Here is a 25,497-nt window from a genome sequence, read left to right as displayed (position 1 = left end):
AAAGAGGAACCCATGTTAGGTTCCTCTTTTTTAATCACATCTCGGCTTTTACGCTTAGAACTTACAGCTTAAAGCGACGAATTTCATTTTCTAACTGATGCGAAAGCTCAGAAAGTTGTGATGCTTGTGCTGCTGCTTCATGCGCTTCTTGTGCAAGATCGTTAGACACATCGCGGATCCCTTCCGTGTTTCGAGTAATTTCAGACGTCACAGAAGCTTGCTCTTCAGCGGCCGAGGCAATTTGCGTCGCCATGTCACTGATGCGCTCAACTGAATTATGAATTTGCATCAAACTTGCTGCAGCGGCGTTCGCATCATCTACGCTGGTTCCAGCAAGCATACGGCTATCACCCATAATGCCAACCGCTTTACCCGTCGTTGATTGCAACGTTTCGATCATCTGCTGAATTTCTTTTGTCGAAGCGTGTGTACGTTGGCTAAGCACACGAACTTCATCGGCAACCACCGCAAAGCCACGGCCTTGCTCACCAGCACGCGCCGCTTCAATCGCCGCATTCAATGCTAGCAGGTTAGTTTGCTCTGCTATGTTTTGAATAGTCGCCAGAATCGTATTGATGTGTTTACCGTGTGCTTCCAGCTCAAGGATAACATCAGTGGCCACTTGAACTTCTTGAGCCAGATTTTGAATCGAACCTTGTGTTTGTGAAACTTGATTCGAACCATGTACGCAAGCCGTTACCGCTTCACCAGAGTTTTGAGCGGTATGATCTGCGTTACCGGCAATCTCTTGTGTAGCTGCGGCCATTTCATTGATGGCCGTAGCCACCATATTAATTTCATCTTGTTGTAAACGGATACGCGCACTACGCTCTTTGGCTTGAGCGGCCGTCTGTTTTGACTGTTCAGACAACGCAGCAGAAACAAAGCTGAGTTTAGAAACCATAGTGTGCATGTTACCGACAAAGGTATTGAAGTTTTGTGCTAATTGCCCAACTTCATCATCGCTTCTTGGTTCAAGACGTTGAGTTAAATCACCGTCTCCGGAAGCAATTTCCTCTAAGGCTTTGGATACTCGGCTAAGATCTCTAAACAGAAAGCTCACTAACCAAGAGACGATGACAATCACAGCAATAGTAATCACAAGCGCAGTCACAATTAGGTCAATGAGCAAGGATGTATGCGCTGCTTCTTCCGTTGCACGATCCATTTGGATAGCAAAAATCCAATCAGTTTGCGGCACTTTGGCGAAGTAAAATAGTTTATCAACACCTTGTAATGACGCGTCTTCAACGGTACCTGAAGCCACTGCTTGCTCTATCATGTTCATCGTCAACGTCTTCGACAATGACGACACTGGTTTTAATAAGAAATTTTTATCTGGATGCGCTAAAAAGGTTCCATCTTGCGCATCAATCAACATCGCATAGGCATTTTTGCCCGCATCTAAACTGATGACATCTTGGATCAGCTGATCGATTAACACATCGGCACCAACGACGCCGACAAATTGCCCATTGCGACGCACAGGATCTGCAATTGTCACCAACAGTGCATTGGTGATCGCGTCTTTATAAGCGGTGGTGATAATTTGTTTATTCGCTGAAACGGCATCTTTATACCAAGGACGTTGGCGAGGATCATAGTCAGCACGGTTACGCTCAGGGTGTGAACGATACATCTCACCTTGCGGCGTACCAAAGAAAATATCATCAAAGCCACCCGCTTTGCGAGCTTGCTGTAAGAAAGGAACGACATCATCTTGAGCGGTGTAGTCATTAAAAGCGGTTGAGATCTCTTTACGGACCACAATCCAGTCCGAAATGCCTTTCGCAGCGGCAGCTGACAAGCTTTCTGCCCGCGAATATACGCCATTTCGAGTTTGTTCAAAGAGTTGATCAGCGGCTAGCCAAGTCAACGCGCTCGCCATAACGACGACGGCAGAAAGACTGGCACCGATTAGCTTTTGCTTTAAGGTTAATTTCATTGGGTTACAAAATGTATGAAGCGGAAAAGGTGGCGAATATTAACCAGATTTCGCATAAGTTGCACTAATTATGTATCTATTTTTGACACAATATAACCTTTTGCTTTTACTAAAGTTATTAATTAATGTTGTCATGACGACTGTCAAAAAAACAGCACAAAGGCGACTAAAAGTCGCCTTGATGATTAACGTCCATACCCTTCCCACTTAAAGCAGCCTTGGGTATATCTGAATTAGTGCTTAGATAATTCGGTTCGCATACCTAACAGTAGGCTCACACACATCAATAGTAAGACGATGGTAAATGGCAGCGCCGTTGATATTGCCGCAGCCTGCAACGCTTCAATAGCATTGGTGCCACCAATCCATAACAAGGCTACGGCGATAGCGCCTTCCATCAACGCCCAGAAAATACGCTGTAGGACAGGGGCATCCACTTTGCCTCCAGCAGTAATACTATCAATGACCAGTGACCCTGAATCTGATGAGGTGATAAAAAATACCAACACTAACACAACCGCAATCACTGAAAGTAACGTGCCATAAGGCAGTGCATCAAACATTTGGAACATCGCCAGTGGCACTTCGGCCAAACCATTCGCGCCTAATTGACCAACATTGTTGATGACTTGATCAATCGCCAAACCACCAAATACAGACATCCAAATCAAGGTAACAGCAGTAGGTACTAATAATACGGCGGTGAGGAACTCGCGGATAGTACGGCCTTTTGATACTCGCGCAATGAACATTCCAACAAATGGTGACCATGAAATCCACCAAGCCCAATAGAACACTGTCCAACCTTGGAACCAAGCCTCATCAGTTCGACCGTGCGGGTTACTGAGTGGAATGATATTTTCAATATACGCCATTAATGTGGTTGGAATGGATGAAAAGGTTACGGTATAGCCAATCAGTGCAACCAAAATCAGCAGCAAGAACGCAACGATCATATTGATGTTACTGATGACTTTGACACCACCATCAATACCACGCACCACGGAGACCACCGCTAATAAAGTAACGACGGTAATCACGACAATTTGTAAGCCCATTCCGGCATCAATGCCAAACACATGATGGATACCACTAGCCGCTTGTTGCGCACCCAGCCCTAATGACGTTGCTAAGCTAAATAATGTTGCTAATACAGCCAGAATATCAATGATATGCCCTGCCCAGCCCCAAGCGCGATCACCAAGCAACGGGTAAAAAATAGAGCGAATAGAAAGCGGAAGCCCTTTGTTGTAAGTAAAGAACGCCAGGGAAAGCGCTACCACACCGTAAATGGCCCAAGGGTGTAGGCCCCAATGGTACATGGTTGCACCTAATGCTAGTTTAGCCGCTTCGGGTGTGTTAGCTGCAACACCTAAGGGTGTCTCATACCAACCGGTAAAATACGCCACAGGTTCAACGACACTCCAGAACATGAGACCAATGCCCATCCCTGCGGCAAACAGCATAGAGAGCCAAGAAATAAAAGAGTAGTCTGCTGTCGCCTCTTGGCCACCTAAACGTATTTTACCAAAGGGAGAAACAATCAAGCCTAAGCAAAACAGCACAAAAAGATTACCCGACCAAATAAACAGCCAGTCAAAAGTGCCAATAATTTTCCATTTAACGCCATCAAGCACGCTCTTCGCAACCTCAGGATCAACAACTAAAGCGGCGACTAAAAATAGCGCAATAAATCCGGCGCTAAAGCCAAACACTGGGTTATGAACATCAAACCCCCACTTTTGCACGTTATCTTGCCCGACAGTGTAGTCAGTACTGTCGATACTGTACTTATCAATACCTTTTGTCATTTTACCTCTCTAGAAATCTAGACATGATTTTTCAGTTGAGATTAATAACCATGAGAACGAAACAATTTTAAGATAAAAACCAAAAATAACTTCGTACTCATAGCAATTTGTTTTTCAATATGCTGAATACCCTACCAACATCACAGAAAAATTCCACTAAAAATCAACAAAAAATGCCATAGAAGGCAAAAGCCAAGCCTAAAAGGTTAAATATCAACCAATGAAGGGTGGGAATTGAAAACAAAAACATTCGAGTACTAATCATTTTACATCTCAACTTATACACTCATCATCTTAGACCAAAACAAAAGAGGTCGAATGCTACTTTTCAAGTGAAAAGAACTGCGCTATGGTCCCCGCTTATTAATAACTTTCTTTTTGGGACAATGAGTTTGGAAAAACATGAAGAAGTTTTGATCTCAATTCGACAAATTATCCGCGCAATTGATCTGCACTCTAAAAAACTGAATAGAGACGCTGGACTTACTGGTCCCCAGCTTATTTTAATGCGCTCAATTCAAACCCTTGGTGAGGTGACTATCCGCACATTGTCGGATCATACGAACATGAGCCAGGCCACTGCCACCACCATTTTGGATAGATTAGAGCGCAACGGATACGTACAGCGAATTCGCAGCAATACCGATAAACGAAAAGTGCACGCCCATTTAACGGACGAAGGTAAGAAGCTGCTAGAAAAGGCACCGCAACCATTGCAAGAAAGCTTTGTCGAACAATTTAGGCAGCTTCAAGAGTGGGAGCAAAGCCTGTTGCTCTCATCAGTACAACGTTTATCTTCTATGATGAATGCCGAAAACATCGATGTCGCACCGATGCTCGAAATTGGCTCTATTACCAAAGAAGAGTAGCTTTGATTGCATTTTAAAATTTGATCGTAAAAAAGCCTCGGGGCTACCGAGGCTAATTCATTAACAACGAACAGCAGATTAAATGGCTTTATAGATAACTTTGTTGCCTGCTAACTGCTCTTTCACTACCAATTTTCTTCTACTAGTTTCTTGAGTGCGCCAGTGGCCCAAGCGGCAGCTTTCGCATCTTCTTGACCAGCACTTAAGCCGATCGATTTAGGATTCATACCTTCTGCGTGGTTAGCGACGATATCTAAAACCTGTTGCTGTTTTGGCGTTAACGCAACATCCACTTTTTTAGAGTTCGCCGCAGCTTTCTCCACAACTACTTTTGTTGCAGCGGTTTTTGCTACGGTCGATTGCGCTGTTACAGGCTTTGCTGATTGAGAGGCGATCAAGTTTGCAACAGTCGCTTTAATACGCTTTTGCAATTTTGCCTGCACCTTACGCTTATGAGCAAGTCTCATCGAATATTTCTCCATTTCACTGCGTTTCAAGCAGTGGTGAAAATTTGAAGCGCGTTTTATATCAAAAATCGTCCTCGATTTGTAGGGCATAGCACAGATTGAGGGGCAAAAACGCATTTTGATGCGGTAACTGACTACAATTTATACAGGTCGCAACAGCCAACAACGATGCTGTAGCTCGAAGGAGTTTCACTGTTTTATGCACACCCAACATTTGTCTAATACGCGCTTTTCTCTGCAATCACCTTTAGTGAAATGGATAAATACGACTTGTATCATCGCTTCAATTTGCATTGTCATGTTCTCATCCAACATTATTCATGCGCTGCTGTTAGTAAGTGCACTGGCAGTGACTCTAATCACCTTCTATCTTTTGATTTTGAAAGGAAAAGTTAGCTACACTCTAACCGCTACCCATTTTCAGCAGCATCTCTTTAAAGGAGGTTGGGTCGTAAAATGGAACAATATCAGCCGCATTGGGGTGTGCAGTTATGAATATCATGGTTGGCACCAACCTTTGCCTTGGATTGGGATCAAACTGAAGGATTATTCACCTTACCTTGAGAGTGTATGCCCCAGAATCGCTAGTGAGATCTTGCTCAGCCAGCGCGCGCTGCTCTACTTAGGAGCAAAACAACAGCGCAAAGAGACTCAATTTGAAGACTTGGTACTCGACAACGCACCTTACACTGCGCCAAACGGTAATTACTATCATGGTCTTATGGCAATGTTAGCCAATCGGATGCGCTATCAACGGCAATTTTTTGATTATGATATTTTTATCTCAGCGCACGATCTGGATCGTGACGCCGAGGCGTTTGTGGGGCTGATTCGGCGCTACCTCGCGACGGCCGAACCAGACTAAGACATGGTTTAATGGGCGCAGAAGGAACACTCTGAGCCTAATCAAGATCAATACAGGGGCATTTCATCTGCGACATAAGGGTTATTGGCACGTTCACGGCCAAAAGTCGATTGCGGACCATGGCCGGGCACAAACGTCACATCGTTGCCAAGTGGCCATAGCTTAGTTTTGATCGAGTGAATAAGGGTATTGAAATCACCTTGCGGGAAATCCGTACGGCCGATACTACCGTTAAACAATACATCACCAACAAACGCCAATTTCGCTTGCTGGCTAAACAGCACCACGTGACCGGGCGTGTGGCCGGGCGTGTGCAATACTTGTAGAGTTTGAAGGCCAAACTTCACTTCATCACCCTCATTAAGCCATTGGGTAGGTTCAAAGGCTTCCGTCAGTGGAAAACCAAACATTTTGCTTTGACCTTCGAGGCCTTGTAGCCAGAAGTTGTCCGCTTTATGTGGTCCAATAATATCGACGCCGCCCAACTGCTGCGCCAGCGGTTCGGTTCCACCGACATGATCTAAATGACCATGAGTAAGAACCAAACTGACCACTTTTACCCCGAGTTCATTGATCAACATCACGAGCTGTTTCACATCACCGCCAGGGTCAACCACGATCCCTTCCATGGTGTCATCACACCAAACGATAGAGCAGTTTTGAGAGAAGGAAGTGACGGGCACCACTTGATACTTTAACGACATACTAAAACCTTGTTCGAATTCGCAGTTGGCCGAACTATGACATTGACACTTTCATTTGACAAGTCACGAACAGCCTTATGACCAATGACGTACAGGCCCAGTATCAATGTGCACAAAATCACTGCTAGGATAATAACCAACACCGCCAGCGCCCAATTCGATCGCCGCTTCGCGTACTTGACTCAACTGAACACCATCTAACCGAAAATCAATTGCTTGGCCTAGCATATGGAAACTTTTCTTAGCAACCCCAGAGGAGTGAGTGCGCAACATCTCATTGGTGGCAGGAGATCGATAACCAGAGATGATTTGTACTTCCGCTTGAGTGCCAAGTAGAGATTGAATTTTCGATATTTGGTCAAATAGATTTTTGTCCATTGGATGGACTTCGTTGCGGCGGAAATCACGGCAAATATGGTTGAGCCGATCAAGCTCAGATCGAACATAACGAACACCGTTGAAATAACAGGTTTCAAGTGTTTCACCGGTATGTAAATTATTCATCGCGAGTATGCGAGAGGTTTCAGGGTACGATGCCAATACTATTTGGGGGGCACACGCCGCTACAACTACACCACTACCAGCCAATTTTATAAAGTGACGACGAGAAACTAACAAGGTTTGATACCTTCACAACTGAATTTATTTTCAACAAGCCCGGACACTACCGGACTCCATTGTGAAGATCAAATGCATAAATTGTGCTCGAAATGCTCAAGAGAGAGCCACAGCATCGTTACTCTTTGAACATAAAAGAGATCTTTATTAAGTCATTTTTTGGTAAATTGAGAGACGCATCCCTGCTTACTTAGGTGACCACTGTTTTAGCGGTATCCATTCACCCATTACTGGTACTGAATGCATCATAACGATAGATATCATCTCGGTAGTGCAGTTCCCCACCTTCATACCAAACGGTTTGATAGATAATGTGTACGGGGATGCGCTGCTTTAATGGGATCGTGCCATTCGCAGACCCTTCTTTTCCCGTTAATTTATCACCATTAATACCTTGGGTTTCTAATATCATCGAAGCAAACTTATCGGCATTTTGTACTCGAATACAACCCGAACTAAAGGCTCGCGACGTATTATTGAATAGGTATTTACTCGGCGTATCATGTAGGTAAATCGCTCTACGATTGGGCGTATTAAATTTATACAGACCTAATGCATTATCTTGCCCCGCTTGCTGACGCATTCGGTAGGGAAAAGAGGCCGGATTCACCGCAGACCAGTTGATGTTGCTTGGGTCAATTTGATCGTTCGAGCGCCAGCTCGAAACAATATCAATATTGTGTTGACGCAAATAGTTTTGATCTTTTTTTACCATCGGCAGAATATCTTCAACCATGATTTTGTGTGGCACATTCCACGTCGGGTTTAGGATCAAAGAATCTAATTTGGTGCTCATGAGTGGCGTTTTGCGTGAAACTCGGCCCACCACCACTTTAGACTGAAAGACTTCTTTACCTAAATACCAGTAGCGCATATCAAAACTGGGAACGTTGACTACGATCTGTGTCTCTTTTGATTCTGGCCACAAACGAGTTCGCTCTGCATTTAATGCCAACATAGACAGGCGTGCCTGCAAAGACAAATTTAACCACTTTAAGGTCTCGGGGCCAATCATGCCATCAGCTTTTAAACCGTGCATCGCTTGAAACTCTTTCACAGGTTTGACCAAGCTGTTGTCATACCAAGTTACGTCGTCACGCACTGTGCTAACATCGATATTAACTAATGATAAGCGGGCAATAAGCACACTACGTTGTGAGAGCTTATCGCCAGGTTTTTTTAACCCTTTTTGGCTGTACAACGAGAGCGCTGCATTTTCAGTACTGAGCAAAAAATCATAGGCGTGTAGCAGTTGATCATAAGCCGCATTGTTGGGCGCATAGCAATTGAGCAGATCGCCGATACTGTTAACTTCCACCGCAACATGAAGGGCGAACAAGGCTTCTTGGCTTGGTGGAGCAATGGCAGAGTTGAGCTTACGTTCAAAGAACCAAGCCATACCGACTTTGGGAGCTTGCTCGGCGTAACTCAAATACAAAAGTAAAGTATCGGTCGCCAGCAGATCGTATTCGTTGAACGCTTGCTGATTCCGATATGCTTTCATTTGCGCTAACTGGCGTGAAAATAAAGGGCTAAACCCCGCTCGGCGAATCACTTCCAATTGATGTTCAAATTGACGAACAATCTGCTTATCTTGCCAAATGCGCCGATTCTCATTCTCTTGGTAAATTCGTTCGACTAAATGCGGATATTGGATAAAAGATTGCAACGAGGCATTCTCTTGCGAGACAGCAAAAGGCTGTACTTTCTCGGCAGAGTAAAGAGAAAAGCTACTAAAAATCAATAATAAAGCAAATAGGATGCTTTTACTCATTCCGATCTATCCAACAACGCTGATTCACGTTTCAGTATGGCAAAAGAAACGGCTATCTGCTAAACGTTGTTGTCGATATCAACAATATATTCATAAACTCTCATGCAATGAGAATTATCATTAAACAAATTTAGTTCGCTTACTCAGCTTTTTTGGCGAGAGTAATCAATGGCAGACCAGTGATTGTCCCATTGGACATTACTACGCGTGCGTATTTCAGGTTGAGGATAGGGTGAATTAACGACCAAGCCAGCTCCTGAACTGACTTGGAACTGCTGATCTTGCACTACCACGCCAGAAGCATCCGGCAAAGAGGCCAACTCAACCAGTTGCAGTGTCTCTTTTGACCAAATACCGTAACAGTTACCACGTGGAGAAGTCGCTAAAATCCATTGGTCGGTCGCCGCAATACTGGCAATGTAATGGTTGAATCTTGCCCATTGTTCAGGCTCTGCCAAGAGCGGAATGAGTTCGCCACCTTGGTGATGTAGCGCTACCAAAGGTGGATACTCTTCCGGCTGACCTCGGTATTGTTGGCCGCACAGCACAGTATCTGCACCATCATGAGCAAGATGGCGGATGCTCAAATGGTGGTCGTTCAATATCCTTTGCTCAAGCACTTCTCCTTGATGAGAAAGGTAGGTCAAGCTTGGCATCATGCTCTCTACGTTGAGTGGCTCTCGGCCTAAGGTATGCACCCCACCCACCCCAATCGCGAGCCTGCCATCTGGCATCACAATGACTTCGTGAGGGCCAATACCAAACCCACTGAACTCAGCCACTTTTTGGTAACTGTGCTGCACATCATATACACCAATAATGCCGCGACTTGTCGCTTTCTCGCCTTCGGTTGCATAAAGCCACGCACCATCATTTGAGTAAACGCCGTGCCCATAAAAATGTCGCGTGGGTTGCGCCAGTTGCAATTTGATGAGTTCTCCATTTTGATAGTTAAACACCATCAAAAACTCACCGGGACGACGGGCAAAAGCGACCGCATGCGTCAAGGTGGGATGAATAGCAACACCGTGTCCCCTTGCAGGCAAAGGTAATTGGTGAATCGCTTGGCCTTGGGCGCCGGCTACAACGGCGCGAAACTGCGAGCCTTTATGAATAGTGCAACCAATCAAAGCGGGTTGTGGGCCACGGCGCGTAGTGGCGCACCCCAGCGGCAGCAGGGGAGCTGATGCGCTCAATAACGCCGCTTTCAGTAGCGTACGCCTTGTTAGATCAGTCACCATCGGTTGCATTAAATCCTATCACTACGCCTAGCTCTACCGCGACTTCGTCATGCAGTAAATAATTGAGTTGTTCGAACTTGTTATAGAGCGCAAGCACCTCACGGTAGCCTGCTTTTGTTTGCAATAAATCAAATAAGCTGGCTGTTTGCGGCCACGTTTCCAACATCAAGGATAAATGTGCTTTTACGCGTTCGGCCATGGCGACTTGATCTCTTTCCCGCAACATCTGATCTAAACCGTCTTTTGCTAAATAGAGTGCTTGCATCGCTTGCACATTCTTTTGCAGGTTATTCAAAGAGACTTTGGCGCGCCACGATTCTGAAAAATAAGGGCGTGGCTGGCCGATATTGGCTAAGGGGCGGCTCAGTTTTTTCATGCTGTAATCAAGCTGGTTGGAGAGCAACGCAATGTATTCGGCTTGCCAAGCGCTCAGATCCAGCATCAACCATGGATTCTGTTGCCATTGCTCAGCAATCAAATGAGATTTCGTCGCCAAATTCGCGCTGATCGCTTGTCCAATCATACAGCCCGTTTCTAATTGCTGGTTTTTCAGAAGCGGCGATTGAGGGTCATAGAGTAACCATTCCAATGCGCCAATCCCCTGCACTGTGACACTCTGGTTTGCAATCTGCTCCTCACTCCAGTGCTTGCCACTGCTCGCTAACAGGCTCATTTTTCGCCCGGTGGTGTCTTTTTTATCTGGCCAAAATTGTACGTTCCAACTTTGCTCGAGTGCTTTAGCTGGCCCTCTCTCTTGCCCTTGTAAAAACATCCACGCCCCAATAGTTTGCTGCCACTGTTCTTTCAGCAAGGGCAATGCAACATCGCCCGGCTGGCATTGCTGATCAAATAATTGAGCAAGCTGGTGCGATTGTTGAGCAAAACGCTGCGCCGCAGCAAATTCAACCTCATAAACACCTTGGCTAACATGATTGTTTTTTTGCGGCTCAAGCGCTGATTTCGGCGTGGGTTGGAAAGCCGAAAGTACACTGGTAACCGCTATCGAAAATAGCAGAGGAAATTTCATGCTCGCACCCTATAAAGAATTAAGAAAAGCGATCAACGCGTTGCGTTCGCTGGCATTGAATTGACGTACTTTCTCTTTGGCACTTTGCGCTTCACCACCATGCCAAAGTACCGCTTCCATGAGATTACGCGCTCGGCCATCATGTAAAAAATAAGTATGGCCGCTCACCTCTTGCGTATAGCCGATCCCCCACAAAGGCGGGGTACGCCACTCTTGTCCATTGGCTAAGGCTTCTGGACGATTATCGGCTAACCCTTCGCCCATATCATGCAGTAGTAAATCACTGTAAGGATGGATTTCTTGCTCTGACAAGGCTGGGCGATCCGTTCTTTTTACCGTTTTAAGGTCAGTGCGGTGGCAACTCTCACAGCCAACTTGTTTGAACAATGATTGACCCAGCTTCACTTGTGGATCGTCGACATTGCGACGCACTGGAACGGCTAAATGCTGAGAATAGAATTCGACAAAATCAAGAATGTTGTCACTGACCTCAGGGTCGCCGCCGTTAGGTAAGGTTTGACAGAGTGTTTGCTTCTCGGTGCAGTTTTCTTTTGGGAATAAACGGCTGGTCAATCCTAAATCGCCGTTAAACGCCGCGGCATTCTGTTGCATTAAACTAGGCTGCCCGGCTTTCCAACCAAAACGCCCGATGGCAAAATCTTTTTTTTCTACATCCCAAACACGGTTCACTTTGCCAGAGATACCATCGCCATCACTATCTTCAGGGTCTGCCATTGCTAATAAGCTGGCATCAGCAATGCTTTCAAGTAGGCCAAGGCCAATCATTGGCGGGGCGACACGCGCCGAAAACTGGGTGTCAGGATGCATATCACCATAACCAAGTTCAGTAATTTTTAAATTAGGTTTGCGTAACATCACTTGGTGGCCATCCGTAAAAGCAACCGCAATCTCTTGATAAGTGATGTGGATTTGTCCTTCTGCTTTTTGATCGGGCAGAGCGAAATCTTGTAACTGTCCACCATAGACGGGTTCGGGGATCCCCCCTTCTTTGGCGTAGATCGCTTTTTGTTCATCCGTCACCGCTGGAATACTCAGGCGAACCAACATCGAAACGGCATGTGTGTCATTTTTTTCTGGCGGATGGCCGCGACCATCTTTGATGTGACAATTTTGGCAACCATTGGTGTTAAAAAGCGGCCCTAAACCATCTCTTGCATCAGTGGATGATGGCGCTGGCACCCAAGGGTTACGAAAGAAACTGTTTCCCACGCTAAAATCGAGCCGTTTGCTCATCGGCAAATTGGCCGCAGGAAGCGAGTAAGCATTCGGCCCAGCTTTGGTTGTACTGGTTTTGCCACCCGATTTCACCTCATCGGCATAAACGGGGTTGGCAAACAAGGTTAGGAGCGCGACGGTAAAAAACGATCTCATTGGGCTTTTCTCAACATCTTTATTCAGTGTAAACGTGGAAAAGGGCTCATCTGAGCCCTTGGATCTTTCATCTTATTATTAGAATTCGTGGTCTGCAGTATCTGGATTAAGGTTATCAATCCCAATCACTGAAGCGGTACGTTCTATCGAAGCGGTTTGAGCCACTAAAGCCATAATGGCTCCATTGACTATCGCGTTGCCTTGAGGATTGTTAGCCGCGATCAATTGATCGAAATGCTGATTATCTTTTTCAGCCGACGTGACTAATTTACCGACTTCAGCGCGCGCACTGTCAAACTGCTTTTGAATCTCTTTGGCTGCTTGTGCATCCTTTTGTGCCACTAAATCATTCAGGCTTGGGCCTGTTAGTACCTTTCCGTCTTGACGCTGGTAAGAACCCGTATAAAGGTTGTAAATACCTTGTTCATTATAGTAATGAGAGTTATGGGTATTATCCGAGAAACAATCGTGCTCATCTTCAGTTGAGTTTGCTTCTAGCGCCACTTTCATACGCTCGCCCGCTAATTCGCCCAGTGATAAAGACCCCATACCAAATAACATCTTACGCAAACCATTGTCTGCTGATTCAGCAAGCAATTCATGACGGTAATTGGCTTTTTCATCCGCAGACCACTGTTTTTCCATCCATGCCAAATCTTGCACGAGCAGTTGAGCAGCCGCTTTTAAATATTGAGCACGGCGATCACAATGGTTATTGGTGCATTCGCTACCCACGACAAAATCTGTGTAAGCACGAGCACCAGCTCCCGCATTGGTGCCATTTAAATCTTGGCCCCACAGTAGGAACTCAATGGCATGATAACCTGAAGCGACGTTAGCTTCAGAGCCACCAATTTCGTTTAAGCTGGCAATCAGCTCTGGTGTGATAGTGGAGACATCAATCGTTGTCGCACCAATTTTCAACGTTTGGTTGGCAATGATGTTGGCGCTGGCGCCTTCATTGCCCAGTTCATATTGGTAATCGGTAGCGACGTAGTCAATCAGCCCTTCATCAAGAGGCCAAGCATTGAGTTGCCCTTCCCAATCGTCAACAACGGCATTGCCAAAACGGAAGACTTCGGACTGCTGGTAAGGCACTCGCGATGCTAACCACGCTTGTTTCACCTCTTCCAATTTAGCCGCCGAGGGAGTCATCAAGAACTGATCGATTGATTTTTCTAATGATTGAGCGGTCGTCAGCGAATCAGCAAACACGGCATGAGCAATATTGGCATAATGTTCGACCACCTGCTCCTTAGTGACGGTAGCGGCAAATGACGCACTACTTGCGATGGCAAGTGAGGCAGCAATTGACTGAATAAGAGGCGTGTTAACTTTCATGGGAGCATCCTTGTTGAGGCGATTTGAGCGTTATCTTATGGTAGTGCTAATTATTATCATTTGCACTTTTAGTCGCCGATAATACAAATTATCCATTTTTTTGCAAGGTAAAAACGCCAAAAACCTCACCGAAATGAGGTTTTTGGCTATCATCTATAAATCTGAATTATAGTTTTAAGTTGTGTTTGCCATGGGAGACTTTGGCCTTGAGGTAATTTTCATTACCCGACTTAATATGTGCCGCGGTATTCACGACCTCTACAATTTCAATACCATGCTCCTTCAGCTCACGACTTTTTTTAGGGTTATTAGTGACTAAACGAATCTTGGTCACATTTAACGCTTTCAACATCTGCGCCGCTTCAGTGAAATCACGCAAGTCGTCACCAAAGCCAAGATGATTGTTGGCTTCATAGGTATTCATCCCCGCACTTTGTAAGCGATAGGCATCAATTTTGTTGTACAGACCAATGCCTCGACCTTCTTGACGCAAATAGAGGATAATGCCGCCAACTTCGCCCATTTTATTAATGGTTTCTTCTAATTGTTCACCACAATCACAGCGTGATGAGTGAAAAACATCGCCCGTTAAACACTCTGAATGCATACGGACTAAAGGAGTTTCCTGAGTAACATCAGCGGATTTAAAAATGACCGCAACATGTTCTTTGTCTGTTTTCAGTCCTCTAAAAGAGAGTATTTCGGCGTCAATATTGCTTTTTAGACCGACTTTGAAATCCACTCTGGCTCGTACTTCCGCCATATCTACACTCACTTGAATAATTGCTTGTTGCAATGCTGAATTGATTTGCATTCGAATTGACCCATTGATGACCTAACTATGGGGATAGATACTCCCCTTTTCAATAAAAAGATCACTTGCTGAGAAATGTTATAATATAACAATTCTCAGCAATCAAAAGAAAAAATCTCACCACTTCACGTTATCTTGTTCAGTTCAAAGACAAAACACGTTGATTATTAGACTATATTCCATAGTCAGGACTCACACTCAACATCCAAAATAAGGAAAAATCATGCTGATAGGTTTCGACATTAGCGGCACCAAAATTGAAATTTGCGTACTGGATAAATCAGGAAACACCCTCTTTAAACACCGAACCCCTACCCCACATGAGTACGAGCTTTTTCTAAGCACCTTATGTCAACTGGTTGCAATGGCCGAAAGCGAAACGCAAACTCACTGCCAAATCGGGATTGGACTTCCCGGAGCCATCAGCCCAGCGACAGGGCTTATCAAAAATGCCAATTGCACTTTTTTAAATGGTCGAGATTTAAAAGCCGATCTGTGCGCTCGCCTGCAACGCAATGTTGTTATTGCCAATGATGCCAATTGCTTTGCGCTGTCTGAAGCGGTCGATGGTGCCGCCAAAGATGGTAACGTAGTCTTTGGCGCGATTTTGGGCACAGGTTGCGGTGGCGGTATTGTGATCAACAAACAGGTATTGGTCGGTGCGAACGCCGTATGTGGTGAGTGGGGGCACAATCCGCTGCCAAGTTTTACCAGTGAACGTGATGGGCCTACTCGCCACTGTTATTGCGGACGCGATAACTGTATTGAACTCTTTATCTCCGGTTCTGGCTTAACAAAGAGTGCTCAGTTGATTGGTCAACAAGAGTGGAATGCAGCCGAAATTATCACTCGCTACCAGCAGCAAGACCCACAAGCAACAAAGCTTTATCAACAATTGATTGATCAAATGGCGCGCAGCTTTGCTTGCATCGTCAATGTGTTGGATCCTGATGTGATAGTGCTTGGCGGAGGATTATCAAACGTAGCATCGCTGTATGTTGATCTACCTCGGGCAACAGCGAACTATGTTTTTTCTGATAGTGCACAGATTGTGTTTACCCAAGCAAAATATGGTGACAGCAGCGGCATCCGTGGTGCAGCTTGGCTAGGTTTGAACTAGCAGAAAGTGATTAAAGTCACAACTTTAGTCATCGAAAAATTAAGTAAAGCAAGTGTTTTACATATCAAATGACTGATATTTAAAACATATACTCCTAATTCTATTTACATTTCACCTTAACACACAAACACAAATGATAGTAATTACCATTTAGATCCAATATCATTGCGCACAGCTTGAATCTGTTATTGATGAATAAGGTAATAACTCAGATGTACACTAAAACACTACTATCAGCCTCCATATTGCTAGCGCTTTCCCCTGCTGCTCTCGCAGAAGAAGTTTCTCGATTCGATGAGGTCGTTGTTTCGGCAACGCGAACTTCTCAAACTATCGAAAATACCGCCGCTTCTGTTGCTGTAGTTTCGAGCAAAGACATTGAAGCCAATATGGCAAAAGATGTCGCAGCTATCCTTGAATATACCCCTGGAGTTTCAACCAATAGCTCATCTCGCCAAGGTGTACAGACCATCAATATTCGCGGCGTAGAAGGTAATCGAATCAAAATCATGGTTGATGGAGTCACACAAGGACAAGCATTCGACGGAGGTCCTTACTCTTTTGTCAATTCGAGCGCTATCAGTATCGATCCCGATATGGTAAAGAGTGTTGAAGTCATCAAAGGTGCGGCGTCAAGCCTTCACGGCAGTGATGCCATTGGTGGTGTCGTCGCTTTTGACACCAAAGATCCTCGTGATTTCCTAAAAGGAGACGCAACCACAGGCGGACAAGCAAAGCTTTCCTACTCTTCAGAAGATAAATCTTTCAGTGAACATATTGCCATTGCAAATAGAAGTGGCAATTTAGAGACCTTGGTCGCCTATACTCGCCGTGATGGACAAGAGCAACAAAATTTTGCAGATCGTAAAGAAAATTATTCGATAGAGAGTCAAGATAGTGCAAAAAATGACTTGCTACTTAAGCTCCAATATCAACTGAGCGATGCTCACCGTTTGGAGTTCTTTGGTGAAGCACTGCATAACAAAACAGATTCTGATATCGCTCATTCCAGTTACAAAAACTATCATGGTCAAGATACAACGAAACAGTATCGCCTTGGCATCAAACACATTTGGCTAGCTGACTCTGCCATCGCAGACACCATCACTAGCCGAGCATCTTGGCAAAGCAAAGAAGATAACGGCTTAACGCACCGTTTTCAGCCAGCATCGTCAGGAAGGCCTCCTTACACTCCAGCCAATGCGGACAACCAACAAACCAAAGATTACTTCTATAATGAAGATAAAATTGAATTAGAAACGCAACTGGATAAGTTAGTTACCTTAGGTCAAACCGAACATAACTTTATTTATGGTTTAAGTTTTGCCAGTAGCGATATTTCAAATACCAATACAGAACTCAACTCGGATCCTGCCACGCCAAATCAAGTTTTGGTTTATACACCGGATGCTACAGACCAAAAAATCGGCCTCTTTGTTCAAGATGAGATCACCCTTTTGAGCGGTAATTTGATTGTCACACCAGGCCTTCGTTATGATTCATTTAGCACCGATCCCGGTGGTAGCACCACAGAACCCCTCGTTAAATTTGACGATTCAGCACTCACCAGCCGTCTTGGTGCACTGTACCGCATCAATAATCAACATTCGGCATTTGCTCAAGTCAGCCAAGGTTTCCGTGCCCCTAACTTTACTGAGCTGTACTACACGTATGACAACATTGCTCACAATTATGTGAACGATCCAAACCCATACCTTAAGTCAGAAAAAAGCTTGGCCTATGAATTGGGTTATCGTCACAATACAAATTCCTCGGCAACTGAAATTTCTGCATTTTATAGCGATTATGATGATTTCATTGAACAAGTCATAACAAAGAAAGAGAACAAGATAGAGCACTACTCTTATGTCAACTTAAGTGAAGCGACGATCAAAGGAATTGAATTATCAAATCAATTACAATTGGATCAGTTAATTGGAGCCCCGAATGGTATATCAACACGCCTAGCGGCAAGTTATAGCAAAGGTGAAGATGGTAACGGACGTCCATTGAACAGCGTAAACCCATGGAATGTTGTCGCAGCACTAAATTATGATGATGAAAGTACCACTTGGGGTACTAGCCTGAAGTTGAATTATACTGCAGCGAAGTCAGCCGGTAATATCAACCGTGATAAGCTTAATAGCGGTACAGAAAACCAAGTTGAACTGCCGAGTGCGACCATTGTCGATATCACCGCTTACTTTAAACCAATGCAAGATGTCACGATTACTGCGGGCATATTTAACTTAACCGACAAAGAGTACTACCGTTGGAATGATATCCGCGGTAAAACAAGCTTAGATAACGACTACTCTCAAGCTGAGCGTAACTATGCTATTACCGCTAAATATGAGTTTTAGCGATTAAACCATTATTCACAAAGCCAGCGTTATGCTGGCTTTGTTGTTCCATGAACTCCTCAATAAAAAAGGCTAGATAACTAGCCTTTTCTTCCAATGTCCAATGTATCTTGAGCGATTAAGATTACGCGTTGGAAATTTTCTTATGCCCTTCATCAAGGTGCACAAAATCAACCATGTCATCACCAGACACTTGATACGCCTGGCCAAAGCCTTTCACATAAAGACCTTTTTCTACTTTCAATTGGAATAGTGCAAAGTCTTGTAGCTGGCTTAAACCATCAATGATCTCGCCAAAACGAGCTTGCATTTGGCCGATGACTTGCTGCCATAATGCCGTTTCACGTGGTACAACACTCGCAACGGCGTCAAACGTCAAACGTTGACGGGCAAAAATCTGTTTTGATGAACCTTCGTCTGCAATCATCATCAAGGAGACGTGCGGGTTCACCTCCAAGTTACGCGCATGACGAGCGATGTGCGAAATCAGCACAAAGTAACCTTCTTGGTTTTGCACAAATGGCGCGTAGCTCACATTCGGACGGCCTTCCGCGTCCACCGTAGCCAATTGCAATGTACGACGTTCTTGACGAAACTCTTGGATTTCAGGCTCCAATCGTCCTTGTAATCGCTCTTGTTTGATCTGCTGATCCATGACTTTCTCCTCGGCCCTTTCGCATTGCGTTCAGGGCTTATTGTTATATCAATATTATTGGTTTGAATGAACGTCTTGTTGTAGTGCTTTAAAACGTGCGACTTGGTCTGCAATCAGTTCGCGCTTTTCATCTCGGCCTAGATAAATTTTAAAAATGTTATCGCCTTGCTCACTAAAGAAACCAAAGTAATGACTTTCACGTCCCATAAAAGGCTTACTGACTAAAGCAACGTGTTGGATAGATTCCAGCTTTAAATGACCGTGTAACTCGCCCTCTTTACCCATCAAGTTATAATAGCCACGAGCCAACTTCCCTTTTGGAAAAGGCGCTTTCACTTCAAATATAGAGCCAAAAGAGTGGACAATCGTTGTGACCATTCCCCAATCCGCTAGTGATTCCAACAGCGATTGAGCTTGAGCCCCATCAACAATCGCAACCATCTCTTCAGGCAATGCCTGCACCACTTCAAATTCAGTCACATTCAACTCTTGCGCCATCGCTGCCGGCAATAAGGTCGGTTGTTGCTCTAATAAAGAGGCCACTTTCTGTTCAAGTAAATCCATATTCATTTCCAGTTCGTTCTTCGCTTTAAATCGCCTTACGCTGGCTCAGTACATCACATTAATCGCCACTAAAAACCCGATCCAGTAAGTAAAGTTATGGCAAAGGTGAATTAATTCAGATTGTTTATGATTAATTGTGGTTGATAGAAAACCCTGTGCTAACAAGGCGTTTCTAACCCATCTTTTCAAATTCATAAAATCATAATTTGATGCAAATGATAATGCAATTGATAATTGATCTTATTTAATTGATGGGTGATAATCCTCTCTCTGAACGCTTTGTTTTTATATGGAGTACAACGTGAATTTCACTAGATATCTTGTCGCTGGCAGCCTATCTCTCGCAATTCACGCGGCGATTTTGTTTGTTGACGACGAATCAAAAGTGTTTGCCATGCCTGCGGGAAATCAATCCACCTCAGTGTCGATTAACTTTGTGGCTCAACCTCAAGCTCAGGTATTACAAGAGCAAGCAACAAAAACCCCACCTCCAGAAAAGAGAGCCAACAAGCCCAAACCAGCAAAAAAAGAGCCGCAAAAGGTGGTGCAGCAAAAGAGCCTGTCCAAACCTGTAGTAGACAAACCAGCACCTAAAATACCGACAAAATCAGCACAAGTGCAAACTCCTGTAAAGGAAGCGGTGACATCCTCTGTAGAGAATGAAAATAGTGCAGAATCGACACCGAAAACTGCCGCCACCCCAAGCAGTAATGGTGCAACTAATCAACCGAAATTAGTCGATGCGCCGTCTTTTGTTACTCGCCCAGCCCCTCCTGTTTATCCAAGGCTTGCACAAAAACGAGGTATTGAAGGGGTCGCTATGTATGAGGTGTGGTTAGACGAAAACGGCCGCCAAATCAAACAGGTTTTGCTCTCTTCGTCGGGCGCGGCGCTGCTGGATGAATCGGCTCTTAATGCCATCAAACAATGGAAATTCTCTCCTCAAGTGGTGAACGGTGAAAAAATAGCCCACCGAGTGCAAATCCCAGTACGTTTTAAATTGGAAGGATAATGGAATTACTTACTCAACTAGAACAACAACTTGGCCTGATGGCCTGGCCTCTTTTTGTCTGCTCAGCACTTGCGACCATGATTATTACTGAACGGCTTTTCCAAGTACTGCTGAGCCTTGGTGTTGGAAAAGGTGCGATCGGTAGTGCGCTCAACCAAATATCACCGACCAATACAGCGCAAATTGAGACGCTAGCCAGTGAATTTTCCAGCAAGCGCCCATTGCTTTATAAAGGGGTTGCCATGCTACTTGCTCATCACGATTTCTCTAAAGGATTACGTGAAGATGCGGCGGGCATTTGGTTGCAAGAAAAGCGTCATCAACTGCATTCTGGACTGCGTATTTTATCTTTGATTGGTGTGATCAGCCCGCTGCTAGGCTTACTTGGCACTGTGTTAGGTTTGATTGAAATGTTCAAAGGGGTGGCGCTCTCTTCTGGCAATATTACGCCAAACGACCTTGCGGATGGCCTAGGCATTGCGATGCGAACCACGGCTGCAGGTTTGCTGATCGCGCTTCCCGCAATTACCGGCGCTCAATTGCTTGGCGTATGGGCTGACAGAGTGATGGCAAAACTTGAGCACACACTAAATTATGTCAACTTATGGCTCGAAGGTGTTTCTTTACAGCATGATTGCACCACCAAACAAGAGCGTGTAGCTAAGTATGAAGACGTCTCTGATAATGATGTGGTTAATGCATCATGATTAAAACGCCGCACTCTCACTCATCCGCATTAATGCCAGATTTAACGCCATTGTTGGATATCATTTTTATTGTCATGGTGTTTTTACTGCTTACAGCCGCGGTTAAATTTGAGTCATTAGACGTTTCACTGCCAACAACCGACTCACCCACCGTGAGTGAAGTGAACAAGCAGTCAATCACAGTGAATCTTCTGGCGCACGAACCTTACTGGGCTATCGATGGCAAACAGTATATCGATTGGAATAATTTCACATTGGCGTTGTTAGAGCAAAGCAAAGCGAGTGATCGCCCGATCGTGATTGGCGCAGACAAAACCGCCGAAGTGCAGCAGTTGGTTAAATTGCTGGCGTTCTTGCAAGACAATGGCATCGCTGCCACTCAGTTATTAACCGACCATCCCCAATAGCCTATTCATACGCGCTTTTAAAAACCGTATGATTTTCATGAGTACAACACGATGACACACAAATCTCTTTCTCATTGGCTTGTTGCCATAACGCTCTTCATCTTCTCACCTTGGCTCTGCGCGCAAGAACGGATCATCAGTGCGGGCAGCGCGGTGACCGAAATCCTCGTTGCGTTAGGCGCACAAAATAAACTTGTTGCGGTCGATGTCACCAGTGAAATTCCAAACGATCTTGCTCTCCCAAAAATCGGTTATCATCGCCAATTATCCGCAGAAGGATTATTAGCCTTAGCACCAACACAATTGATTGGTTCTAGTGAAATGGGGCCAGAAAGCACATTGCAACAGCTTAAAGGCGCTGGCGTTAGCGTCGAGGTGGTGAATGATGAATCCACACCACAGGGGTTGTTGGCACGCATTGACCAAATCGCGACGCTCGCTGATGCAAAGCCTCAAGCTAAAGCGCTCAAACAGCAAGTTCAAAGCACAATAGCGGCGTTAACCCACCATCAATCTACCCACAAGACACCGAAAAAAGTGCTATTTCTCCTTATCCACGAAGGAAGGGCAGCCAACGTAGCGGGCAGTGACACCACGCCAAACAGCATTATTGAGTTGGCTGGCGCGGTTAACCCAGCCGCTGAACAAGTGACGTCTTATAAACCACTGTCGATGGAAGCGATAATTGAGATGCAACCGGACGTGATTTTAGTCAGTGGCCGCAGTTATGAAAAACTCGGAGGAGCAGACGCCATTTTGCAATCCATACCGACGTTAGTAGCAACTCCGGCTGGGATAAATAAGCAGATCATCACCATCGATGGCCACGCTCTCGTCGGCGGGTTAGGCCTTAAAAGCTTGGCTGAAGCGCAACGTCTAAACGCATTGCTCTATCCTTAAGGAACTTATTTTGTTACGTCATCTCTCAAAAAATGTGGTGAATGCAACGCTGTTAGTTTTGGTAATCTTAGTGAGCCTTTATTCTGTCACCGTTGGTCCAATGAATATCAGCTTCAGTGACAGCATAAAAAGTCTCGTGCTGCACTCCAATGACATTGCCGCGCACATCAATTTAGTCATCCACGAGATACGCTTTCCGCGTACCCTGCTCTGCTTGTTGGTCGGCGCAATTTTGGCGCTGTGCGGAACGGTGATGCAAGGCCTGTTTCGGAATCCATTAGCTGAGCCTGGCATTATCGGTGTTTCGGCAGGTTCAGCCCTCGGAGCCGCACTTGCGATTGTGCTATTCGCCAATTTAGCGCTGTTTTCCGACCCGTGGATGAGCGCTGCGGTGGTACCTATTTTTGCCTTTTTAGGCGGTGCATTGACTACCTTGTTGGTTTATCGATTAGGCACCAGTAAATTTGGTACTTCCGTCACCATCATGCTACTCGCAGGCGTCGCCATCAGCGCGCTATCGGGGGCGGGTATTGGCTATTTGAATTATGTTGCAGACGATCAAATGCTACGCGATCTCTCATTGTGGTCAATGGGATCACTGGCGGGTGCAAACTGGCAAAATATTCTCTTGTGCGCTGTGACCTTACTGCTGCTGCTCGTCTGTTTCTCTCGTCAAGCGATGGCGCTCAACGCATTATTACTTGGCGAGTCTGAAGCGCGTCATCTAGGCATTTCTGTGCAACGGCTTAAACGTTCAATGATTTTACTCAGCGCACTCGGCGTTGGAGTGACCGTCAGCGCGGTGGGTATGATTGGTTTTATCGGTTTAGTCATCCCTCATCTAGGCCGGATACTGGTTGGTCCCGATCACCGTAGTTTGATCCCCATTTCGGCTTTACTTGGTGCACTCTTACTCACTGTCGCCGATATGTTTGCCCGTATAGCAGTGGCACCTGCGGAGCTGCCTGTCGGGATTGTGACTGCGCTGGTGGGTGCACCTTTCTTCCTTTATCTTCTGTTTCAACAAAAAGGCAAAGTATTTTGAGTACAACGGCAGCGATCCAAGCCAGTAATATATCGGTTAAATTTGGCCATCGAACCATTTTGGATAAGATTGATATTGAGATTTTTTCAGGTCAAGTCACGGCATTACTTGGCCCCAATGGTGCTGGAAAAAGTACCTTGTTGAAAATACTCAGCGGTGAAATCTCATCAACAGGCAAAATGGCTTACTTCGGTGTTCCGCAAGCACTGTGGCAACCGAATGAGTTAGCAAAGCACTTGGCCATTCTTCCGCAGCAAAGTACGTTGAGCTTTCCTTTTATCGCTCAAGAAGTGGTGGAATTAGGCGCACTGCCATTAAATTTAAGCCATCAACAAGTCAGTGAAGTGGCGCTACACTACATGCAACAAACCGATATCAGCGATAGAGCGAACAATCTCTACCCGGCTTTATCGGGTGGTGAAAAACAACGTTTACATCTGGCGCGGGTATTAACTCAACTTCACCACTCCGGTGACAAAAAAATCCTGATGCTGGATGAACCAACGTCAGCGTTAGATCTGGCTCACCAGCACAATACACTGCGCATTGCACGTTCATTAGCCCGCCAAGAGCAGTGCGCTGTTGTCGTCGTGCTGCACGATCTCAACCTTGCGGCTCAATATGCAGATCGTATGGTGATGCTGCACAATGGCAAACTGGTTTGCGATGCCCCACCTTGGGAAGCGCTCAATGCAGAAAGAATTGAGCAGGTGTATGGCTACTCGTCACTTGTCGCCGCGCATCCAACCATGGATTTCCCAATGGTCTACCCCATCTAATATTGTCCTTAATAATTGTCCGTATTTGTGGGCGCGTCCCTTCGCTATAATGCGCCCCAATTCTTCATATCGTTTTTTAAAAGGTACCCCATGAGTCAGTACGTCGTCTGTGCACTCTATAAGTTTGTTGAACTCAATCACTACCAAGAGCTGCAAGCACCGCTTCTTGAACTAATGGAGGAAAACCAAATTCGTGGCACGCTATTATTAGCCAGTGAAGGAATTAACGGCACTGTGGCATCAACACGCAAAGGGATAGATGTGCTACTGGCTTGGCTTGATGCAGAACCGAACTTGAAAGGCACGGTTTACAAAGAATCACAAGCCTCAGAGCAGCCATTTAACCGTACCAAAGTGAAGCTAAAAAAAGAGATTGTCACTATGGGCGTTGAAGGCATTGACCCTCGTCACGTTGTGGGCACTTACGTGAAACCAGAAAACTGGAATGCGCTAATTTCAGACCCTGATGTGCTGGTTGTCGATACCCGTAATGATTATGAAATCCAAATTGGCACCTTCAAAAATGCGCTTAACCCACACACTGAAACCTTTCGTGAGTTTCCTGATTATGTGAAGAAGAACCTCGCACCAGAGAAACACAAAAAAGTCGCGATGTTTTGTACTGGTGGGATTCGCTGTGAAAAATCCACGGCTTATTTAAAAGAGCAAGGGTTCGATGAGGTGTACCATCTCGAAGGTGGCATTTTGAAATACTTAGAAGAAGTGCCGCAAGAAGAGAGCTTATGGCAAGGTGACTGCTATGTGTTTGATGGCAGAGTGGCTGTAGGGCACGCTTTAAAAGAGAGTCACTACGATGTATGTAACGCTTGCCGTTTGCCGATTACCGATGAAGACAAACAGAGCGAAGTCTACGAGCAAGGCGTCAGTTGCCCATCCTGCTTCGGTACTCACTCTGCGGAACAACTGGCCCGTTTCCGTGAGCGAGAAAAACAAGTTCAGCTCGCAAAACAGCGTGGAGAAGCACACATTGGCGGCGATACCGCATCACTGATCGAGCAAAAACGTGCGCAAAAATTAGCACGTAAAGCTGAGCAGCGCGGCTCAAAGCGCTAATAT

At 45.3% G+C, this 25,497-nt stretch carries 23 protein-coding genes and 1 pseudogene; 11 read left to right on the top strand and 13 right to left on the bottom strand.

Annotated features, from left to right (window positions below; genetic code table 11):
* Positions 1–61: 61 nt before the first annotated feature.
* Together N5E84_RS05160 and N5E84_RS05155 are read right to left on the bottom strand one after the other, a co-directional pair.
* Complete coding sequence (locus tag N5E84_RS05160) at positions 62–1,945, bottom strand: methyl-accepting chemotaxis protein (protein ID WP_017043629.1); 1,884 nt, start codon at positions 1,943–1,945, stop codon at positions 62–64.
* 233 nt (positions 1,946–2,178) lie between these two features.
* A complete protein-coding gene (locus N5E84_RS05155) occupies positions 2,179–3,756 on the bottom strand; it encodes a BCCT family transporter (protein WP_069211925.1) in 1,578 nt (525 codons plus the stop codon).
* A 392-nt stretch (positions 3,757–4,148) separates the two neighbouring features.
* Here N5E84_RS05155 and N5E84_RS05150 point away from each other — a divergent pair, with 392 nt between their 5' ends.
* Complete coding sequence (locus N5E84_RS05150) at positions 4,149–4,625, top strand: MarR family winged helix-turn-helix transcriptional regulator (RefSeq protein WP_010320725.1); 477 nt, start codon at positions 4,149–4,151, stop codon at positions 4,623–4,625.
* Between the two features lie 78 nt (positions 4,626–4,703).
* Here N5E84_RS05150 and N5E84_RS05145 read toward each other — a convergent pair.
* Positions 4,704–5,092, bottom strand: a pseudogene (locus N5E84_RS05145) (MarR family transcriptional regulator).
* Between the two features lie 199 nt (positions 5,093–5,291).
* Between N5E84_RS05145 and N5E84_RS05140 the strand changes: the two are divergent.
* Complete coding sequence (locus tag N5E84_RS05140) at positions 5,292–5,957, top strand: DUF2982 domain-containing protein (RefSeq protein ID WP_019282381.1); 666 nt, start codon at positions 5,292–5,294, stop codon at positions 5,955–5,957.
* Positions 5,958–6,004: 47 nt separating this feature from the next.
* On the opposite strand, the gene N5E84_RS05135 is transcribed toward N5E84_RS05140, so the two are convergent.
* From N5E84_RS05135 to ribA, 8 genes are all read right to left on the bottom strand, one after another.
* Positions 6,005–6,661 carry an MBL fold metallo-hydrolase gene (locus N5E84_RS05135; protein WP_019282382.1) on the bottom strand — a complete coding sequence of 219 codons (657 nt, stop codon included), beginning with the start codon at positions 6,659–6,661 and terminating at the stop codon, positions 6,005–6,007.
* A 75-nt stretch (positions 6,662–6,736) separates the two neighbouring features.
* Positions 6,737–7,279, bottom strand: coding sequence for a YcbK family protein (locus N5E84_RS05130; RefSeq protein ID WP_017044782.1), 543 nt, complete (start codon positions 7,277–7,279; stop codon positions 6,737–6,739).
* Positions 7,280–7,499: 220 nt separating this feature from the next.
* The gene (locus N5E84_RS05125) at positions 7,500–9,053 is read right to left on the bottom strand and encodes a murein L,D-transpeptidase (RefSeq protein WP_019282383.1); all 1,554 of its coding nucleotides are present in this window, start codon (positions 9,051–9,053) and stop codon (positions 7,500–7,502) included.
* A 143-nt stretch (positions 9,054–9,196) separates the two neighbouring features.
* On the bottom strand, positions 9,197–10,294 hold the full coding sequence (locus tag N5E84_RS05120) for a DUF1513 domain-containing protein (RefSeq protein ID WP_029388255.1): 1,098 nt from the start codon (positions 10,292–10,294) through the stop codon (positions 9,197–9,199).
* Entirely contained in the window at positions 10,284–11,321 is a 1,038-nt protein-coding gene (locus N5E84_RS05115; protein ID WP_069211926.1) for an imelysin family protein, read from the bottom strand. The genes N5E84_RS05120 and N5E84_RS05115 overlap by 11 nt, the downstream gene beginning before the upstream one ends.
* Positions 11,322–11,330: 9 nt before the next feature.
* Entirely contained in the window at positions 11,331–12,713 is a 1,383-nt protein-coding gene (locus tag N5E84_RS05110; RefSeq protein ID WP_019282385.1) for a di-heme oxidoredictase family protein, read from the bottom strand.
* Between the two features lie 78 nt (positions 12,714–12,791).
* Positions 12,792–14,054 (bottom strand): imelysin family protein, encoded by a 1,263-nt coding sequence (locus N5E84_RS05105; protein WP_019282386.1) that lies wholly within the window; start codon positions 14,052–14,054, stop codon positions 12,792–12,794.
* 166 nt (positions 14,055–14,220) lie between these two features.
* Positions 14,221–14,868: a GTP cyclohydrolase II gene (gene ribA / locus N5E84_RS05100; RefSeq protein ID WP_013856740.1), complete on the bottom strand. Its 648-nt coding sequence runs from the start codon at positions 14,866–14,868 to the stop codon at positions 14,221–14,223.
* 223 nt (positions 14,869–15,091) lie between these two features.
* Between ribA and N5E84_RS05095 the strand changes: the two genes are divergently transcribed.
* Entirely contained in the window at positions 15,092–15,988 is an 897-nt protein-coding gene (locus N5E84_RS05095) for an ROK family protein (protein ID WP_019282387.1), read from the top strand.
* A gap of 212 nt (positions 15,989–16,200) precedes the next feature.
* On the top strand, positions 16,201–18,351 hold the full coding sequence (locus N5E84_RS05090; protein WP_029388256.1) for a TonB-dependent hemoglobin/transferrin/lactoferrin family receptor: 2,151 nt from the start codon (positions 16,201–16,203) through the stop codon (positions 18,349–18,351).
* Between the two features lie 124 nt (positions 18,352–18,475).
* On the opposite strand, the gene hutZ is transcribed toward N5E84_RS05090, so the two are convergent.
* Positions 18,476–19,006 carry a heme utilization protein HutZ gene (gene hutZ / locus N5E84_RS05085; protein ID WP_017044790.1) on the bottom strand — a complete coding sequence of 177 codons (531 nt, stop codon included), beginning with the start codon at positions 19,004–19,006 and terminating at the stop codon, positions 18,476–18,478.
* Between the two features lie 54 nt (positions 19,007–19,060).
* Positions 19,061–19,570 (bottom strand): heme utilization cystosolic carrier protein HutX, encoded by a 510-nt coding sequence (gene hutX, locus N5E84_RS05080; RefSeq protein WP_026027544.1) that lies wholly within the window; start codon positions 19,568–19,570, stop codon positions 19,061–19,063.
* A gap of 301 nt (positions 19,571–19,871) precedes the next feature.
* Here hutX and N5E84_RS05075 point away from each other — a divergent pair, with 301 nt between their 5' ends.
* From N5E84_RS05075 to N5E84_RS05045, 7 genes are all read left to right on the top strand, one after another.
* The gene (locus N5E84_RS05075) at positions 19,872–20,582 is read left to right on the top strand and encodes an energy transducer TonB (protein WP_029388257.1); all 711 of its coding nucleotides are present in this window, start codon (positions 19,872–19,874) and stop codon (positions 20,580–20,582) included.
* Positions 20,582–21,289, top strand: a complete 708-nt coding sequence (locus tag N5E84_RS05070; protein ID WP_019282389.1) for a MotA/TolQ/ExbB proton channel family protein — start codon at positions 20,582–20,584, stop codon at positions 21,287–21,289. Before N5E84_RS05075 ends, N5E84_RS05070 begins: the two co-directional genes overlap by 1 nt.
* Positions 21,286–21,696, top strand: a complete 411-nt coding sequence (locus tag N5E84_RS05065) for an ExbD/TolR family protein (RefSeq protein ID WP_013856733.1) — start codon at positions 21,286–21,288, stop codon at positions 21,694–21,696. Before N5E84_RS05070 ends, N5E84_RS05065 begins: the two co-directional genes overlap by 4 nt.
* Before the next feature lie 51 nt (positions 21,697–21,747).
* Positions 21,748–22,596: a hemin ABC transporter substrate-binding protein gene (locus N5E84_RS05060; protein ID WP_019282390.1), complete on the top strand. Its 849-nt coding sequence runs from the start codon at positions 21,748–21,750 to the stop codon at positions 22,594–22,596.
* A gap of 10 nt (positions 22,597–22,606) precedes the next feature.
* Positions 22,607–23,641, top strand: coding sequence for a FecCD family ABC transporter permease (locus tag N5E84_RS05055; protein WP_019282391.1), 1,035 nt, complete (start codon positions 22,607–22,609; stop codon positions 23,639–23,641).
* Entirely contained in the window at positions 23,638–24,420 is a 783-nt protein-coding gene (locus N5E84_RS05050; RefSeq protein ID WP_010319753.1) for a heme ABC transporter ATP-binding protein, read from the top strand. The genes N5E84_RS05055 and N5E84_RS05050 overlap by 4 nt, the downstream gene beginning before the upstream one ends.
* A 90-nt stretch (positions 24,421–24,510) precedes the next feature.
* Positions 24,511–25,494: a rhodanese-related sulfurtransferase gene (locus tag N5E84_RS05045; RefSeq protein WP_026027546.1), complete on the top strand. Its 984-nt coding sequence runs from the start codon at positions 24,511–24,513 to the stop codon at positions 25,492–25,494.
* The last annotated feature ends 3 nt before the right edge of the window (positions 25,495–25,497 follow it).

Source organism: Vibrio sp. J502 (assembly GCF_025397955.1).
In the GTDB taxonomy this organism is placed as follows: domain Bacteria; phylum Pseudomonadota; class Gammaproteobacteria; order Enterobacterales; family Vibrionaceae; genus Vibrio; species Vibrio anguillarum.
The sequence above is the reverse complement of the archived record's forward strand: the minus strand, read 5'-3'. Positions and strand labels throughout refer to the sequence as shown.